A 17,194-nucleotide genomic window follows, 5' to 3' on the forward strand; every position below is an offset into this window, starting at 1 on the left:
AATGCACGAGCGCAATGCTCACAACTTCCCTCTAGATTTGGCTGCTGGTGATTTTGCTCCTGTAGCTCTAACCGCTCCTGCTATCAACGGTTAATCATAATCTTAAGGCGTTATTCATAGCGTCTCTACAATTAAAAAAAGCGCCCTCTGTTAATAGGGGGCGCTTTTTTATTTGAAGATATATTAGGCTATTTTAATTATTGAAACCTATGAAACCTATAATTAACTGGTCACATGATCTTTGTAAGTCGGACTCAATTGCAGAGTTAGCTTTTTATTCTCAAACTCTTCACCAGTAATTATTCCAGCATCTCTAGCATTCTGAAGCTGCTTGATTTTACCCGCAAGTTGAGATTCTCTCTGAATCGCTGCTTTCTTGCTCTCATACTCCTCTTGTGTAATAATTTCGGCAGCCAAAGCAGCATTGAGCTTAGAAATCTGGGCATCCAATTCCGAATTAGAAGACTCTCGCATCAATTCAGCCTTCTTCATCTCAAATTCACCTTGACTCAAAATTCCTGCATTGAGCAAGCTCTTGAGTTTTACCAGCTTTTCTTCAGTCCCGGCATTTTGCTGAGTAACCCGCACTTGACCTTCAATTTCTAGCTTTTTGGCATTGTACGCAATCTCATCAATGAAACCCTGATCATAGGCATCTCTAAGCTGCTTAAGTTTCTCTTCTAACGTGTTTTGAGTCTTCAGAACAACTAATTCTTGAACAGACTTAGCTTTTTCGCCAAACATAACCTTCTGGTCGATAAAATTCCACAAATCACTCTCAATCTTCTTCGACCAGCCTGCGGCAAGACCACTAACAAGCAAAGTAGCACCACCTGTCAAGACTGCTGCAACACCGCCAGCAGTCAAATTCGATGCCCATTCTCCAGTGCTGAGTTCCACAGAAAAATCTTTCGGTTGTCCTTGAATCAGAACGTTGAATGCTCTAGATGCACCAATTGCTTTTCGCCACATCTCAGTTTTTGCAGCTTGCAAGAACCAAGTTCCGTCTGTTTTATTAGTTTGTATTTGATAGCCTTGTCCACTAAACCACGTTTCAATATCTCTCAACAAGGCATCTAGATCACGGTCTTTATCTTGATAGGTCTTCTTAGTCATAGTATGTCTCTTCTCAATGCTTACTATGTAGCCAGAGATTTTTCAGGCTGTCTTGCTTATGATTCCCTATATATAAACTGCACGAACTTTTATGAAGTGATTTTCTGTAGTTACACTATAAAGCGAAAAGACTGAGAAGCTTCACAGAGAGATACTTAATCAAGACTTACGCAAATAATAGCGGAAACCCTGATTTTTCAGTAGGGGCACTTCATAAATTGCCCCTACAGCGTCTAGTTTTGCGTATTAATGGGGTTTAGATCAATTCCTAGAAGCAGTTCAGGTCTACCAGTTGAGGTTATCGATTGTTTATACCCATGTTTTAGAACCTAGCAGACGCAGGGCTGTTTCATTCGATCTCTTAGATATTTTGTCAAGAGTATGAGTCAGAAACTTGCTTGATTTGGTCATCGAAAAGCTACCACCTCAACGACTAAATTTCAGTGCGATGTCTACGACGGGCTACGCCTACGCGATTTTCTTGCCCAATCAGATTTTTTAGTCACCTGACTTTTTTGCTTGAAACGCTTGTAAATCAGAGCCTTTTAGAGAATGAAACGGCCCTGCCTAGCAGACGGGGTGTGTAGAGCCTGTTTGACTTCTAATAAATTAAATGACTACTCCAAAATTCTGTAAGAATGTCATCATAGTTAAGGTAAAAACATTCTGGAGATAAGACAACGGTTTACGCACGCCCTTTAGCACGGTTAATTGAGCAATTACAACGCCTGCCGGGAGTTGGCCCTAAATCTGCCCAACGACTGGCTTTGCATATTTTAAAGCGTCCAGAAGCAGAAGTAGAAGCTTTAGCACAAGCTTTAATTGAAGCAAAAAAACAGATCGGTTTGTGTTCTGTTTGCTTTCATTTATCTGCTGAACCTGTTTGTGAAATCTGCCGCAATGCCAACCGGGACAACAAAACTATTTGTGTCGTAGCAGATCCCCGCGATGTAATTGCGCTGGAAAAAACCCGCGAGTATAAAGGCAAATATCACGTTTTGGGTGGGGTGATTTCTCCAATTGATGGAATTGGCCCAGAACAGTTAACTATATTGGCTTTGCAACGGCGAGTAAGTCAGCAAAAACCCCAGGAAGTAATTCTAGCAATTAGTCCAAGTGTAGAAGGAGAGACAACAACACTATATATCGGTCAGCTACTGAAACCATTCACCAAGGTTACACGAATTGCTTTTGGTTTACCTGTAGGTGGTGATTTAGAATATGCTGATGAAATAACTTTGGCAAGGGCATTGGAAGGACGTAGGGAATTAGATTAGACTTAATTCAAAGGTTTATAAACTAAAAGTAAAAATTTTGAGGTAGGGGCAATTCATCAATTGCCCCTACCTCAAATGATTAATTCGGTTTACCTGTAATCGTAAATGCTGCCCAGTAGTAAGGATGATTATAAAGATTTTTATCTGATGCCATCTTACTATTTCTATATAGTTGTGTAGCTAAATAAGTTTGAATTCGTAATTCTTCAGGATGAAGATTATTCAAGATATCTTCATACCATTTTGTCAGTTCTCCAGCCGTTAGTTCTTTCAGCCATAGTGTTGCTTCTGCTAAGGCAGTAACTGCTGATTTATTAGGCTGTAATCTTCGGTAAAACTCTATCATTACCAAAGCACTAGCTGAAGATTCTACACTCCAGAGAGTACTTACTATATGAGGAACGCCCTGACTCATTAAACCACTAGCTAAACTTACATATTCGCTGTTGATAATGTGGTTGCCAGTACTTAAATTTTCACAGGCAGAGAGAGTAATAAGGTTGTAATTTGATAGATTTTGTTGACAAATTTCATCTAGAGTAAGCTTATCTTCGCCTGATAATGCTAATTCTGATTTTTTGGGTTCAGCCAAATTATTAGTGACATGACCCGTAAAATGAAAGATATTATAATTATCAGACAAGGCATTTTCGACAATATTTTTTGTAACTTCTGCTCCCTGAATTCGCTGGATATTATGGAACATCTGGCTAACAACTTCAGACTCAAGTTTAGCAAATTTTAGTGTAGGATAACCTGCACTTTCAGGATGTTCAACACTGAGCAATAACTGATTTTGCCACTGCCAAATATCTTTAGTTCTGATTGATAAACCTGTTTGGGCACTAGGTAGATAGGTAACGGTAAAATTTGACTCCACATTCGGTAACTCTTCCTGAGATGGGGAAGAGAGATGGAAAAGCGTATGAATGGGCAATCTATACAAGTCGCGGTGAGGAATTAAAACTAGTTGGGTGATGCCTTCGAGTTCCTGGGCAATTGTGGAAATATTCAAGATGCCATACAACTGCACCAGCTTCTGTTCCATATCAACTCGCCAAGAATGCTGGTTTTTACTTTCTTTGTCTTGGGTTATGGTGCGATATTTTTGGTATTGTTGATGCCAATCTTCTAGCCAAGTTTCAAATTCAATTAGGCGTTGTACTGCTTCGGGTAAAGGTAATTCATTGAGACGGATAGCGTCTTCTCCTAAAGGTATTCCCCCGGTATCTTGCATGGGTGTAAACAGGAGAATCGGCGATGGCGCTTGGTCTTTGAGAATGAAAGTATGTAAGGCTACTGGGCTAATATGCCAGTAAATAATTGCTGTTGTGGGATTGAATAGTTCTTGAATTGCACTATAATGGGGCGAGTAGATATTATCATTCCAGCCAGAAAGCAGCCTGTTTAAACAAGCATTTTTGCCTTGTTCGGCAATTTCCCAAGCTTCTACTAAATCACCAGATTCTACTGCTAAATCAACTGCCAATTGATCGAAGCCTGCAAATTTTAAAGCTAGCTGTTTTTTACTTTCGTCTGAGCGAGTTTCTTCACTCAGCAATTGTCGCAATAAATCTGTACCGCGTTGCAGCAATTCTTGGACTTGTGTTGTTTGTCCCAAACCCATCAAGACTTTGCTTAGAGATTGTAAAACCTCTAAGTGGAACTGGGGAAAATATTCTAGTGTCAGAGTTAACAGCGCTTGATGGTATTCAGATGCTGCTTTGCGCCAATAATCGCGGGGATTGGGATGTTTTTTACCTTGTTCGTAGTAAGTATTAGCGATCGCCAAATGCAATCTCCCCCAGCCTTCTGGGTGGGTATCTGTCCGCAGATGCTTTAACCCTTCTTCGTAGCTGGCTAATTTTCCTTCGTAGCCAACCTGTTGTAAGTCGGGATTTATCGCTGTAATACTACTCGATAAATTCAGCAATGCGTCAGAATCTACTAAATGACCGATCGCAGTTCCCCGACCAATCCAAGCTTCCCAATAATCTTGTTTAATTTCCAAAGCGTTGTCATAACAAGCGATCGCTTCGGCAAATTGTTCTAAATAAAACAGCGCTACGGCCTGATTATACCAAGCTAGGTGGAAGTCGGGTTTAATAGCGATCGCTTGCCGATAGGATGCGATCGCTTCTTGGCGACGACCTAAGTTGTCTAACGCTATACCTCGGTTGTACCAAGCTAAGTAGAAGTCGGCTTGAACTGACAGTGCTTTATCCCAGGAAGCGATCGCTTCTGACCACCTTCCTAAATTAAACAGCACTACACCCCGATCTATCCAAACTTCGTGATATTCAGGGTTAATTTCTAGGGCTTTATCGTAGGATATAATCGCCTCTGCAAATTGTTCGCCTACAGCTAGGGCTATCCCTCGGTGATACCAGTTTTCCTGGTCTTCTGGTTCCAAATACAGGGCTTGGTCATAACTAGCAATCGCTTCGGGTAGCCAACCTAATTTCAGCAGTGCCAAACCTTTGCTAGACCATGCTTCTTGGTAGTCTGGCTTAACTTCTATGGCTTTGTCAAAAGATGCGATCGCTTCTTCAAAATATCCTAATTCTCCGAGAGTTCCGCCCCGGTTATACCAAGCCTTGTAGAAGTCGGGTTTTAATTCTATGGCGGTTTCGTAAGATGCGATCGCTTCTTCAAAACGTTCTAAATGGAACAGCGTCAAGCCTCGATTAAACCAATACTCTGAGAATTCAGGTTGAAGTTCGATAGCTTGATCGTAAGATGCGATCGCGCCTAACAAATCCCCTGTTTTTGCTTGCTGAAGACCTTGGTAAAACCACCCTTGAGCGTGGGTAATCGGATTATCGCCATGTCGCTCAATAATACCAGGAGAATTACTGCTTTGAACTGCCAAGTTAGAAGCAAGTTGCTGGACTAAATTGGTACTCTGATCCAATCTCACCCACAACTCATCTAATGCATTAGCCACATTTGGCTCTAAATTTGTCAAAGCGTTATCCCAGGTTTCCACAGAGGGAGAAGTTGTTAATTCACTTCTTTGCCTAGTAGAAAGGAGATTTGCTCCTGTTGGATTTTGAAGAACTTCTTCATCATCGAACCTTAGTTGCGTTAACAAGGTGATTGAATCTTGCTTTGCCGGGAGAGGGAGATTTTCGAGTATTGTGGTTTGGGCTTCTTCGCTTTCATACTCCAACACCAGTTCCTCTAAATTCTCGGTGAATCTTTCCTCAAAAGAGGTATTTTCAGGTGCTGACGCCATTGGCTCAACATCTGGCGCGTCATATTCCCATAACTGCTCATCTAAGCTACGAATTAGCTCTTGCTCAGGCAAAATTGGGATAATTTCTTCATCAGTTGCGATTTCTACAACATCTGGCTCATCATACTCCCATAACTGCTCCCCTAAATTGCGGATCAGTTCTTGCCCAGGAGTGGTTTCTATGACATCTGGCTCATCATATTCCCATAACTGCTCACCTAAGTTGTGGATCAGTTCTTCCCCAGGAGTGATTTCTACCCCATATTCTTCAGGAGTGATTTCTAAGTCCTCTTCGGGATAATTTTCCTCATACTCTATCTGTGTAGGTGAGTTTTGCATGATTCGGATGCCAATGTCATAAGCAACATCTCCAATTCTGCCAACACCAAGTTCCCCCAATTGCACCATCTGGGCTGCTAAAAGAGGATTCGGTGTAGGTGAAGCTAGCAAGCTTTCGCCAAACATCACCAACCAATCTATCCAGCGTTCAGCCGGAATCCGATTTTCGACCCGTTGCAGATACCTCAATGCCCACTGTCTTCCTCGTGCTTGATGCACGCCTTCTAACAATTGGATAAACAATTGTTCTAGATCGGCATTGGTTAGTTCTGGTAGTACACCCACCAGATTGCGCCCTCTCGCACCCTTGAGAGAACTACCCTGCTTACTTTCAATGAGGCGCTTTAAAAACCTTTTAAGCGACTGCGATATCCGCCTGAGCATCTGCCACACTATTGGATTTTGTTTTTCTAGATTGTAGCCATCGTTGTGTTAAAAAAATCATCAATTACGTAAAAATCCATTAGATTGTGACGGCGCTTCCGTCGCAGGTTAGCAAAAAATATACAAACATTCAAGACTAAAGCATTACAACGTTACAATTCCCCGATTCGACTAATTTTCTGCTTGCTCTGTAGTCGATTGACCAGCAGGATATAATTGATTGATCAATGCCTGGACAAGCACTTGTGGATCATCTGTCTCAACCGAAAGCTGTTCAGCAATTTGCTGGCGTAAGTTTTCATCGTCCTGCAACATCACCAACAACTCTTCTAGGGTGACAGTTTGGTATTCTCCCTCTGGGGCGTTCTCTAGCACATCTACTGACTCTGATATCGGGGCGCTTGGCTCAGAGGGTAAAATCGTGCTAATGCCATCTGGCCCTTCATATTCCCAAATTGGTTCGCCTTGATTGCGTGTCAACAGCTGCATCCCCATACTATAGGCAACATCTCCGACTTCTCCGATGTTCAACTCACCTAGTTGTACTAACCGCGCAGCTATTTCATTATTGGGTGTAGGTGATGCTAGTAATTTTTCGCCAAAACGCCCTAACCACTCAACCCAGTCTTGAGTTGTAATCCGATGTTCAATATTATACAGCCACTTTTGCGCCCAGGCTTCCCCTCGTGCTTGATGTACTCCTTGCAATAGCTCGGTGAAGAGAAATTCCAGATCGGTATCGCTTAGGGGTGGTGCTGGTTCTTTTGGGATATTCCCTCTAGATTTTGAGACATTCTGTTTTCCACCGAACAAGCTCTGAAAAAGCTTTTTGAGCCATTGAAATAGCCGCTTGAGCATCTGCTGCACCATCGAATTTTGCCTATCCTAAAATTGTAGCGATCGCACTGGACTATAGCGTTAGTTCAGTCAATAAAACGTATTTTTCTCTTGGGCATTGGGGATTGGGCATGGGGCATGGGACATTGGGCATGGGGGAATAATTATTAGAATTCCTGTACAGAAGCGATTCATCGCGTCTCTCCCTTATCTAGAACAAATGTACTAAATGCTATGCTATAATTCCGATACGTTGATGTTGGAATCATAGTTAAGAATATGATCTGGTTGCTTGCTTTCCTGAGTGCCAAAATTGACGGCATTAGTTGAGTGTAAGCGCTATGGCAATATCGATAAACAAAGCAGGTACGAGAGTTTAAAATAATTGAATTCTAAACTCGACTCGGTGCTACTAATTCACGTTGAAAGGCATTGAAGTCTATTTTTCCATGTCTTACGAACCCCTGCACCACAAATATCGCCCCAAAAGTTTTGCTGAACTGGTGGGACAAGAGGCGATCGCTACCACCCTCACGAATGCGATCGGTACATCCAAAATCGCCCCCGCCTATTTATTTACTGGGCCAAGAGGTACGGGGAAAACTTCTAGTGCGCGGATTCTGGCGAAATCTCTCAATTGTCTCAAAAGCGATCGCCCCACTGCTGAACCCTGCGGCGTGTGTGATGTTTGTCAGGGAATCACCAAGGGTTACGCCTTAGATGTAATTGAAATCGATGCCGCTAGTAACACTGGTGTCGATAATATCCGCGAGTTGATTGAAAAAGCCCAGTTTGCTCCTGTGCAGTGTCGTTACAAGGTTTATGTAATCGATGAATGCCACATGCTCAGTACCCAGGCATTCAATGCGCTACTTAAGACCCTAGAAGAACCACCGAGACACGTAGTTTTTGTGTTGGCGACAACAGATCCGCAAAGGGTGTTACCAACAATTATTTCGCGCTGTCAAAGATTTGATTTTAGACGCATTCAATTAGAAGCGATGGTTAAGCATTTAAGTGCGATCGCATCTTATGAAAGCATTCATATTTCACCCGACGCTGTAACCCTGGTAGCCCAACTTTCTCAGGGAGGGTTACGGGATGCCGAAAGTTTACTCGACCAATTGGGTTTGTTGGAGGGTGAAGTAACACCGGATAGAGTTTGGGATTTGGTGGGGACAGTAAGCGAACAGGACTTGCTGGGGCTTTTAAATGCGATCGCTCAAGATAAACCAGAAGCAGTTCTAGACAGTACCCACAAAACTTTAGATCGTGGTCGAGAACCCCTAACTCTCCTCCAAAATCTCGCCGCCTTCTACCGCGATTTACTCATTGCCAAAACTGCACCCAACCGCCAGGATTTGGTTGCTTGTACTCAGCAAACCTGGGCAGCGCTGGTTGAGTTTGCCCGATACTTCGATATGAGCGTGATTTTAGCAGGACAGGAACACCTGCGAAAAGCTGAAGTACAAATTAAAAATACCACTCAGCCGCGTTTGTGGTTAGAGGTAACATTACTAGGATTGTTACCCAGTGCGACGAATATTCAACCACAAGCCCCAACTGTCGCGCCGCGAGTTACCTCACCGGCTGTGTCTCCTAGCTATCCTCCAGCAGTTCCCCAAAATCATGCAGTCTCTTCTTTACCGATAGCTGAACCGCAAAAAAATCATAATTCTACAAACCATCATGTAGCGACTGCTCAAAATCATCCCGTTGCTTCATCTCCAGTAGTTGAACCGCAAAAAAATCATAATTCTGCTGCTAACTCAGTTTCACTACCAACCCCAGAACCTGTAGCTTTACCAGTCTCACCTGCAAACATTGAACCAGTAACTTCAGAAGTTGTTGGAGAAGCACAATATGATTTAACTCAGGTTTGGCAACAGGTGCTTGCTAACCTCCAGCCAAAATCAAGGCAAGAAATGCTCCGCCAAATGAGCCAACTTATAGAGTTCGACGGTGTTGTAGCTCGAATTGCGATCAGACAGGCGTGGTATGACAAGGGTAAATCTTATCTACCTATGATTACGGCGGCTTTCCAGCAGACTTTCCAGCGTGAAATCCAGATCAATATAGAAAAAGGAATTTCTTCAAACTCTACTTCAGCTAAAAAAAATCCTCCCCCAAAAGACTCTAGTCGCGTTCAGCAACCAGCTACTCCGACTTACAACCAGCAAATTTCGCCTCCAGCGCCAGTACCACAGCCAGCAACGCCACCACCAGCACCACTGAAAACTGAGCCGATTGCAAGAAATGGAAATGGGACAAATGGAAATGGGGCAAATGGAAATGGAGCAAATAGAAATGGAGCGCAAACTTTGCCTCCATCGCCACAGCGAACACCTGCAACTGATTGGGAAGTTGATGAAGTAGCGATCGCGGCTCAACGTCTAGCAGAATTCTTCAACGGACAAATTATCCGTTTCACAGAGGATTCAACAGAATTCTCTGATTCCATAACTACACCTGAATGGGTAGAAGAATCAGAAGTTGATGATGAATAAAAAATTGGGCATTGGGCATTGGGAATTGGGGAAAGACCTGAGAAAGTTCTTCTCTACCGTTCTACTCTTCTACTCCATCATCTCCCCATCCCCCATGCCCCATGCCCTATCCCCCATTCCCAGTATGCAAAGTTTTCACCCATTTTAGGCGCTTTGGCCTTACCGACATGCGGGCAGTAGTACTGCTCATTACGACTAGCCAGTGCAACATATATAAACTGCCACGCATAGTTTGCACTAGCATCAGTAAATATGTAGAAAGTGAGAATTTCGGATCTTGACGGATGCGCCTTAGACCTGTATACATTCCCACCATCGACATGGTAACGGACAAACCTGTAATGGGACTTAACATTGGTGGACGATGACGCGCGATCGCCATTAATAAATCTGGGACTGCTGCTGTGGGTAAGATATACATAATCAGCATAAAAATCAGCAAATCCCAGCTTTTGCGCCATCCCATACGGTTTTTGAGAATTAAATCCCAGTAATCCAGATAGCGTTGATAACCGCCTTCTGCCCACCGGCTGCGCTGATGCCAGAGTGCGATCGCACTTGTCACACCTTCTTCTTGCACTGCTGGATGGAAAACACACTCAATATCCCATTTATCCAAATGTAAGCGGATTGTCAAATCCAAATCATCGGTAATGGTTTCCTCATTCCAGCCACCGCAGCTTTCCAAGGCTGAACGCCGGACAAATTGACCATTGCCCCGCAGTTCGCCAATACCACCAAGGGCAGTACGCTGTTGCTGAAACCAGGTATCAAGGGCCATTTCGGCCATTTGCCCCTTAGTCAAAAAGTTTTCTTTGGCGTTGGCAATCGCTTTTCGCACCTGCACCGCCCCTACTTTTTCTCTTTGAAATAAAGGTATTACTTGTTGCAGCATATCTGGTGCAACTTGGGCATCAGCATCAAATACTGCTATAATATCGCCCTTTGTCAGAGGCAACACCTGATTCAACGCCCCTGATTTGCCGCCACTAGCTTCTGCTGAACGCCTGAGTACTTTCAGTTGGTCGTGTTTCTGCTCTAGTTCTGCTAACAAATTTGGCGTGCGATCGCTGCTATTATCGTCAATAATCCATACTTCATATTGCCCACCTGGATATTCCAGATTACAAAGATTTTTGACTAATTTAGCAATTACTGCCTCCTCATTTTTCGCAGCTACTAGCACAGATACAAAGGGCAAATCTCCCTGTATTTCTTTTGGATAGCGACGGGATTTAGTAAACACTACCACCAAAGCATGAAATCCTAGAATGGTGGTCAGTCCTAGAATAAATATAGAAGCCCAAGAAACTAAATGTAGAGCGATCGTCCCACTCCAGACAACGGTCAAGACTAAAGCTGCCTTACGTCTACGACCTTGAAACCGGGATGGTAGAGACATAGGATCTGTCTCTAACACTGACTCCTCATCTACTGATAGGTCAGACAACAAGGAGTTGAGCGGATCAAGCTCTTGATAAGAATCTTCTTCGGGCCAGGAATTCGCTGGCATAGGTTAGGTTGCTTGATTCAAAAACCAGTATTTGTCTACAGTTAGTAATTTTACGGACAAATATCCCTAAGCTACTTTTCCCGATATTAATCGGAATGGGCAAACTGCAATACCCGCTATCCCTAAGCCAAAAGCTGCTGGGACTACTTTTATTCCTACTTCCACTCTGGGTAACTACTTAGCTTAACCACGTTTCCAACTCTTAGACAGAGGCTTGATTCCTTTGATAACCACTTGGGCAGGAAGCTTGTAGAGTAGAACTTTCTTCAATGAGAACTCCGGTTTATGTAAAGTGATACCAAGGTAGCAGGAGCTTTTTGTTGGGAGAAATAGCAATAATAACATCCACAACTTTATAGTGGGGATTTTTCATATTATGTTATTGCGCCCAGCTTCGAGCAAAGTTAATGCAGCCTTATTGTAACCGAAATTTTAATATTTCTTAGCAGTAACTTCATTTATGGGGCATTGGGTAAAAGAGGCAGAGGGAAGGGTGCAGAGTAGAGGAATTTTATTCCTGCTTCCTACTCCCTCTTTCTACTGTGTGCTTTAGACACATCTTTTGGGAACACTACTAACATCCACTAATATCCCTAGTTGCCAACTAACTTGAGGAATATTTAACAATGTCTATTGAGCAACTCCAGCCTGCTACTCAGCAACAAGCCAGTGTTTACTTACCTTACGTCCAGGGTACTAAGCGCAATTTCTTACCCTATGCCATCAGTCTTTATCAAAAAGGGGTCTTGGAAGGACACCGAAAGATAGAAGCTAGTGAACATATACCCTTCGTCGCCTCCTGGAATGTTGCTACTTTACCCTCAGACTTAACCCGTTGCCGAATTCAGTTTGATGGTAACGCAGACCTGAGTTACGAACTGATGATGGCTAGTTTCGAGTTTATTAATTTTTTAATTGAAGTTATGGACAACTATAAACGTCATCGCCTAACCGATTTTTCACAACCGTTTTACCGCAAGTTATTGCGTATAGACGATTGATTAAAATCAGCCGGACTTTTACAAGTTCGGCCTGGATTTAAAATTGTTTATTCTGATGCCGACATCAGAAAAGAAGAATATTGCTCTCTTATTCTTACTTGCGATCGCGGAGCGTGTCGAACATAATCGCTCCTCATATCCAAAATACGATGAAAAAGCGATCGCACTCTAAATCTTCGATTTCAGATAATTTATGAAAGACGTACATGAAAGTAAAAAGAACTTTGCATCAGCAATAGTTAGATCAGGCTCAGTCAACATAGCAAACCCTTGTAACTGTTGCCCTACCGAATAGCGTTGTTGCTGCAACAAGATAATGCCAGCATGATTTCTCTCTGTGGCTAAAAACTCGTTATGCAAGTAGCAGAAGTCTCTTCGGTTGTAGCTATAGATGGCACGCCCTTGCTCTGTTGCCCAAATTAGCTGCTCATCATCAGAATAGCTCTGCCTGCTCACATCGGCGACTGTGACAACATCCAAGTTTGCATTACAGAAAGCTTTGATTAGGGACTTTTCAAAGCTGTCCTCATCTAAATACAAACGAATTTGGCTCACTGTCTCTTCGCCGTGTATTCAGCTTCCAAACGATCGTATTCTTTAATTTCTGCGGCAATCTCCGTGTCAATTACTTCCTGGTTAGCATAGTAGTAAGCTAGCGCTGCATAAACTTGTGCCAACATTAGCTGTGGTCTTTGGACAACTATCTCTTCCGGTTTCATACCTGCGTTGAAGTCGATCGCAATGTTGTGTACCGTAATTCGATGTCCCACAATCCGAGGGCGACCACCACAGGTTCCGGGTGTGCTGACAATTAGCGTGCCAATGTCGGTAATGGTTTGCATAGCTTGGTTACTAAATTTTGGTTCTATAAGCAAGTGAGCAATTTAAAACTTCTTCTAATCTAGAAATATAAATGTCCATTTATTTATTCAGCTGCCCACAGCAAAATAAAACATTTATCCCTAATAATTAGGAGTCTAGCACTAATCCAAGAAAATCAAATATCCTGCTTACATTGAAGACGATAAACTTTTTATAAGAGTAATTTTTGCAAAAACTCGAATTTCCCAACATTTCAAAGCAGGTATGGGGCAATGGTGCGATTAAAACCGTGGCAGTGGGTCGTCTTAGCAATCCCGATCGCGTTTATCATTATTTTCTTACTGGTATCCGCAGGTTCACAAATTCACGCTTGGGGTATTAGTTGGATTTGGGCTGTATTCACCCTTTTATTTGTTGGTTGGCGTTGGCTACTCGTAAAATGGACTCAACCTGCTGTTAAGCAAGTGGAAGCTGTATTAGCCCAGGTTCAAGAACAACTCGAATCGACAGCAGAGGATATAGTAACAGCACCAGTAGGAAGTGATGTCACAAAGCTTGCAGAAAGCGCACTCCAAGAGATTCTGCAAGCGGCACAAAGCGATCGCCCAATTTGGGAAGACTGGCCAACTTTTTGGAACCGATGCCAAGATTTGGTAGTAGCGATCGCTCATATTTACAATCCTCAAATTCAATATCCTCTACTGAACATTTACGTCCCCCAAGCTTACGGGCTGATTCGCGGAACGGTGGATGATATGGATCAGTGGATGCAAAAATTATCTCCCGTCCTCAATCAGGTGACGGTTGGGCAAGCATACCAAGGATACGAAGTCTATCGGAAGTTGGAACCATCGGCTCGAAAATTCTGGAAAGCTTGGAGCTGGGCACAGTGGGTATTAAATCCGGTGGCGGCGGTGGCAAAACAAGCCAGTCAGGGTTCTAGTAACCAGGCAACTCAGCAATTATTAGGAAATTTGAGCCAGTTATTCCGAGAAGCTGCCCTGAGAAATTTATGTCGGCAAGCGATCGCACTCTACGGACGCAGTACATTACCAGTTTCAGCAACTGTAGTATCCACAGCGAGTTTACCCAAAGCCAAAACCCAAACACTCCGAGAAATCTTGACTCAAGCTCAACCACCCGAAGCCGTTGAGCAAAAACCTGTAAATATTCTGCTGGTAGGGCGCACCGGTTCAGGAAAAAGTAGCCTGATTAACACCCTATTTCAGGCAGATTTAGCAGCCGTTGATGTTTTACCCAGTACCGATCGCATTCAAAATTATCAATGGCAGACTCAAAACGGGGAAAGTTTGACGCTTTTGGATAGACCTGGTTACGAACAAGTCAACCGTGCCGATCTCCGAAATTTGGTGCTTGATTATGCTATTGATGCAGATTTGCTGCTATTAGTTACCCCTGCCCTCGATCCTGCCTTGCAAATGGATGTAGACTTTTTGCAAGACATCAAAGCAGAAGTTGCAGATTTACCAGCAATAGCGATCGTCACTCAAGTAGACCGTTTGCGTCCCATCCGCGAATGGCAACCGCCTTATGATTGGGAATGGGGTAATCGCCCCAAAGAAATTGCCATTCGAGAAGCTACTGAGTATCGTGCAAAATTGCTGGGAAACTTCTGTAATCTAGTTGTACCCGTGGTTACAGGTGACAGGAAAACAAGTCGAGTTCCTTGGGGAGTAGAGGCGCTATCATTGGGATTAGTAGATGCGATCGCGCCTAGCAAGCAACTCCGTCTCGCCCGTTTTTTGCGTAACCTTGAAGCCCGTACCGTTGCCGCAGCCAAAATCATCGACCACTACACCTTCCAGATGGCGACAACACAGGGACTAACGTCATTGCTCAAAAGTCCCGTCCTCCAGTTTGTTTCTACCATATCAACCGGATCGCCAGCCCTAGCATATATGCTGGCAGAGCAAATTCCCGTGGAACAGTTGCCGATTGTAATTGGCAAACTCCAAATGGCTTACGATCTTTTCTCGCTCTTGAATACAGCTAACACTAACCCGCTCAACTTTGAATTGCTATCCCTCTGGCCGCTACTGCTAGAAAATTCTACTTCACCCGATCGCAACGCCTGGGCATTTGGTCACTCCCTAGTAGAGTACTGGACTCAAAATCTAACGGTTGAACAACTCCGGGCGCGATTTGAATATTATCTATCAGTTGCAAAATAATTTTATTCGTCATTGGTCATTGGTCATTGGTCATTAGTACCAATAATCAATGACTCCAAATTCCACAATTTGCATTCGCCTCTACGGATAGTTAAAAATATTTACTTAGTAAGTGCAAGAATATTTATACCCATAAAGAGGACATAATAAATGCAGTAACATTTCGTACTGTTAACATTAAACTTAAGATTACGATTAACAGTAAGTGTCTGCTGAACCTACCCGCCTTACCTAAGTTTTTGCATAGACATCCCTTTTTTGCGGAGTTATTTATGAAAAATATATTACAAAGCTCCATCTCTCAAGAACAGAATTCACATCAGAGCTATAGCATCTCGTCTTATAATCGGCTACTTGTGGTCGTGAAAGATTTGGCTTGTGTAAGGACTATTGAGGAAATTATTGAGATTGTGCGTTTGGCTGCGAGGGATCTGACCAATGCTGATGGAGTAACTTTTGTATTGCGGGATGGTGAATGTTGCCACTATGTTGATGAAAACGCCATCGGGCCGCTTTGGAAAGGTATGCGTTTTCCGCTTAAGTCTTGCATCTCCGGTTGGGCAATGCTCAATAAACAAGCAGCCGTAATTGAGGACATTTACCAGGATGCAAGAATTCCTCTTGATGCATATAAAGTAACTTTTGTCAAGAGTCTAGTGATGGTTCCGATACGGATTGCCGATCCATTGGGTGCCATCGGAGCCTACTGGAGTACACCACACCTAGCCACACCTGAAGAAATAGAACTGCTTGAAATTTTAACCGACATTACAGCAGTGGCGATCGCAAACGTTCAACTTTTCCAGAAACTTACGAACCAAAACGCGCTGAAAGACAAATTTATTGCGATGCTAGCTCACGAGTTGAGGAATCCCGTCGCCCCCATCTCGAACGGGGTTCAGCTACTCAAGTTAAAGCTAGGCGAGACTGGTGCAGTCGGAGAAACAGTTTTAAAGATGCAACACCAGATTAAGCACCTCTCGAAATTAATCGATGAGTTACTTGATGTATCGTCCATCACTTATGGGAAGATTTCATTAAACCTTGAGAAAGTTAATCTGGTGGAATTGGTTCGCCAGAGTCTTAATGACCATGCACAAGCAATCAAGGGATCGAACCTTAATATAGTACAAGACCTGCCAAACACACCTCTGTGGGCTTATGTTGACCCGACGCGGTTCTTTCAAATCTTTGGAAATCTTCTTGATAACGCCTTAAAATTTTCAAACCCAGATGGGACGATCTGGATTTCTCTGTCATTTCTTCGCGGTGAAAATGGCTTAGGTAGTGTAGCGGACTTATCTGTAAGAGACTCAGGTATAGGGATAGAACCGACAATCTTACCAGAACTCTTTGAACCATTTACCCAGGCCGATCGCAGTTTAGATCGTTCCAGGGGCGGACTAGGTTTAGGACTCTCGGTAGTAAAAAGTCTTGTAGAACTTCATGGTGGCAATGTTGAAGCCTCAAGTAGAGGGATCAATTTGGGAGCAGAATTTAAAGTAACTCTCCCTGCATGTGAAGAGATGACAACCTTGGATAACAACCTGGAGATTATAGAAGCGGCTAACAAATCGTTGAAGATTTTAGTCATTGAAGATAATGACGATTCAGCTACAACATTAAAAGCAGTGCTTGAGTATTTGGGGCATGAAGTTTCCATTGCCAATAATGGAATTTTAGGGTTACAAACGGCAAGAGAACTTGAGCCTCATGTAATTATTTGTGACATCGGACTTCCTGAAATGGATGGATTCGCCGTAGCACAAGAACTGAGTAAAGACTCCAAATTTACTCACTCAATTTTGATTGCGCTTACTGGCTACAGTGGCCAGGAGGAAAAGGAGCTTGCGCTGAAGTCTGGTTTTAAATGCCACTTGATCAAACCTGTGGACTTTGAAATGCTGACGGCAGAAATTGATCGATACTTTCTGGTGAGTGCGTTGTAAGCGTACACAGTCATAGACA

The 17,194-nt window shown here is 43.2% G+C and carries 11 protein-coding genes and 1 pseudogene; 6 read left to right on the forward strand and 6 right to left on the reverse strand.

Translation table 11 applies throughout. From position 1 onward, the window contains the following. Positions 1-94 (forward strand): annotated as a pseudogene (locus V7K98_RS02150) (photosystem II protein D1); the annotation flags it as partial. A 128-nt stretch (positions 95-222) separates the two neighbouring features. Here V7K98_RS02150 and V7K98_RS02155 read toward each other — a convergent pair. Beyond that, complete coding sequence (locus V7K98_RS02155; protein ID WP_335019154.1) at positions 223-1,116, reverse strand: SHOCT domain-containing protein; 894 nt, start codon at positions 1,114-1,116, stop codon at positions 223-225. A 710-nt stretch (positions 1,117-1,826) separates the two neighbouring features. On the opposite strand from V7K98_RS02155, the gene recR reads away from it, so the two are divergent. Continuing rightward, the gene (recR, locus tag V7K98_RS02160; protein WP_335019337.1) at positions 1,827-2,393 is read left to right on the forward strand and encodes a recombination mediator RecR; all 567 of its coding nucleotides are present in this window, start codon (positions 1,827-1,829) and stop codon (positions 2,391-2,393) included. Positions 2,394-2,472: 79 nt separating this feature from the next. Here the strand turns inward: recR and V7K98_RS02165 are convergent, their stop codons facing one another. Together V7K98_RS02165 and V7K98_RS02170 are read right to left on the reverse strand one after the other, a co-directional pair. Next, a complete protein-coding gene (locus tag V7K98_RS02165) occupies positions 2,473-6,354 on the reverse strand; it encodes a CHAT domain-containing protein (RefSeq protein WP_335019156.1) in 3,882 nt (1,293 codons plus the stop codon). Between the two features lie 171 nt (positions 6,355-6,525). After that, on the reverse strand, positions 6,526-7,212 hold the full coding sequence (locus V7K98_RS02170) for a hypothetical protein (RefSeq protein ID WP_442940386.1): 687 nt from the start codon (positions 7,210-7,212) through the stop codon (positions 6,526-6,528). Positions 7,213-7,640: 428 nt separating this feature from the next. Between V7K98_RS02170 and V7K98_RS02175 the strand changes: the two genes are divergently transcribed. Beyond that, a complete protein-coding gene (locus tag V7K98_RS02175) occupies positions 7,641-9,698 on the forward strand; it encodes a DNA polymerase III subunit gamma/tau (protein ID WP_335019160.1) in 2,058 nt (685 codons plus the stop codon). A 106-nt stretch (positions 9,699-9,804) separates the two neighbouring features. Here the strand turns inward: V7K98_RS02175 and V7K98_RS02180 are convergent, their stop codons facing one another. Beyond that, positions 9,805-11,211 (reverse strand): glycosyltransferase, encoded by a 1,407-nt coding sequence (locus V7K98_RS02180; protein WP_335019162.1) that lies wholly within the window; start codon positions 11,209-11,211, stop codon positions 9,805-9,807. Between the two features lie 626 nt (positions 11,212-11,837). Here V7K98_RS02180 and ebsA point away from each other — a divergent pair. Next, positions 11,838-12,212, forward strand: coding sequence for a type IV pilus biogenesis protein EbsA (gene ebsA, locus V7K98_RS02185; RefSeq protein WP_334855550.1), 375 nt, complete (start codon positions 11,838-11,840; stop codon positions 12,210-12,212). Positions 12,213-12,380: 168 nt separating this feature from the next. On the opposite strand, the gene V7K98_RS02190 is transcribed toward ebsA, so the two are convergent. Next, on the reverse strand, positions 12,381-12,767 hold the full coding sequence (locus tag V7K98_RS02190) for a DUF5615 family PIN-like protein (RefSeq protein WP_335019164.1): 387 nt from the start codon (positions 12,765-12,767) through the stop codon (positions 12,381-12,383). Next, entirely contained in the window at positions 12,764-13,054 is a 291-nt protein-coding gene (locus tag V7K98_RS02195) for a DUF433 domain-containing protein (protein ID WP_334859110.1), read from the reverse strand. Before V7K98_RS02195 ends, V7K98_RS02190 begins: the two co-directional genes overlap by 4 nt. A 252-nt stretch (positions 13,055-13,306) precedes the next feature. Here V7K98_RS02195 and V7K98_RS02200 point away from each other — a divergent pair, with 252 nt between their 5' ends. Both V7K98_RS02200 and V7K98_RS02205 read left to right on the forward strand, forming a co-directional pair. Continuing rightward, positions 13,307-15,226, forward strand: coding sequence for a GTPase family protein (locus V7K98_RS02200; RefSeq protein WP_335019166.1), 1,920 nt, complete (start codon positions 13,307-13,309; stop codon positions 15,224-15,226). A 272-nt stretch (positions 15,227-15,498) separates the two neighbouring features. Continuing rightward, positions 15,499-17,175, forward strand: a complete 1,677-nt coding sequence (locus V7K98_RS02205) for a hybrid sensor histidine kinase/response regulator (protein WP_335019169.1) — start codon at positions 15,499-15,501, stop codon at positions 17,173-17,175. The last annotated feature ends 19 nt before the right edge of the window (positions 17,176-17,194 follow it).

This window comes from Nostoc sp. (genome assembly GCF_036917435.1).
In the GTDB taxonomy this organism is placed as follows: domain Bacteria; phylum Cyanobacteriota; class Cyanobacteriia; order Cyanobacteriales; family Nostocaceae; genus Nostoc.

Coding starts and splice junctions, on each gene's coding strand:
- V7K98_RS02155 (WP_335019154.1), bottom strand. CDS start 1,116: ATGACTAAGAAGACCTATCAAGATAAAGACCGTGATCTAGATGCCTTG.
- V7K98_RS02165 (WP_335019156.1), bottom strand. CDS start 6,354: ATGCTCAGGCGGATATCGCAGTCGCTTAAAAGGTTTTTAAAGCGCCTC.
- V7K98_RS02170 (WP_442940386.1), bottom strand. CDS start 7,212: ATGCTCAAGCGGCTATTTCAATGGCTCAAAAAGCTTTTTCAGAGCTTG.
- V7K98_RS02175 (WP_335019160.1), top strand. CDS start 7,641: ATGTCTTACGAACCCCTGCACCACAAATATCGCCCCAAAAGTTTTGCT.
- V7K98_RS02180 (WP_335019162.1), bottom strand. CDS start 11,211: ATGCCAGCGAATTCCTGGCCCGAAGAAGATTCTTATCAAGAGCTTGAT.
- ebsA (WP_334855550.1), top strand. CDS start 11,838: ATGTCTATTGAGCAACTCCAGCCTGCTACTCAGCAACAAGCCAGTGTT.
- V7K98_RS02195 (WP_334859110.1), bottom strand. CDS start 13,054: ATGCAAACCATTACCGACATTGGCACGCTAATTGTCAGCACACCCGGA.
- V7K98_RS02200 (WP_335019166.1), top strand. CDS start 13,307: ATGGTGCGATTAAAACCGTGGCAGTGGGTCGTCTTAGCAATCCCGATC.
- V7K98_RS02205 (WP_335019169.1), top strand. CDS start 15,499: ATGAAAAATATATTACAAAGCTCCATCTCTCAAGAACAGAATTCACAT.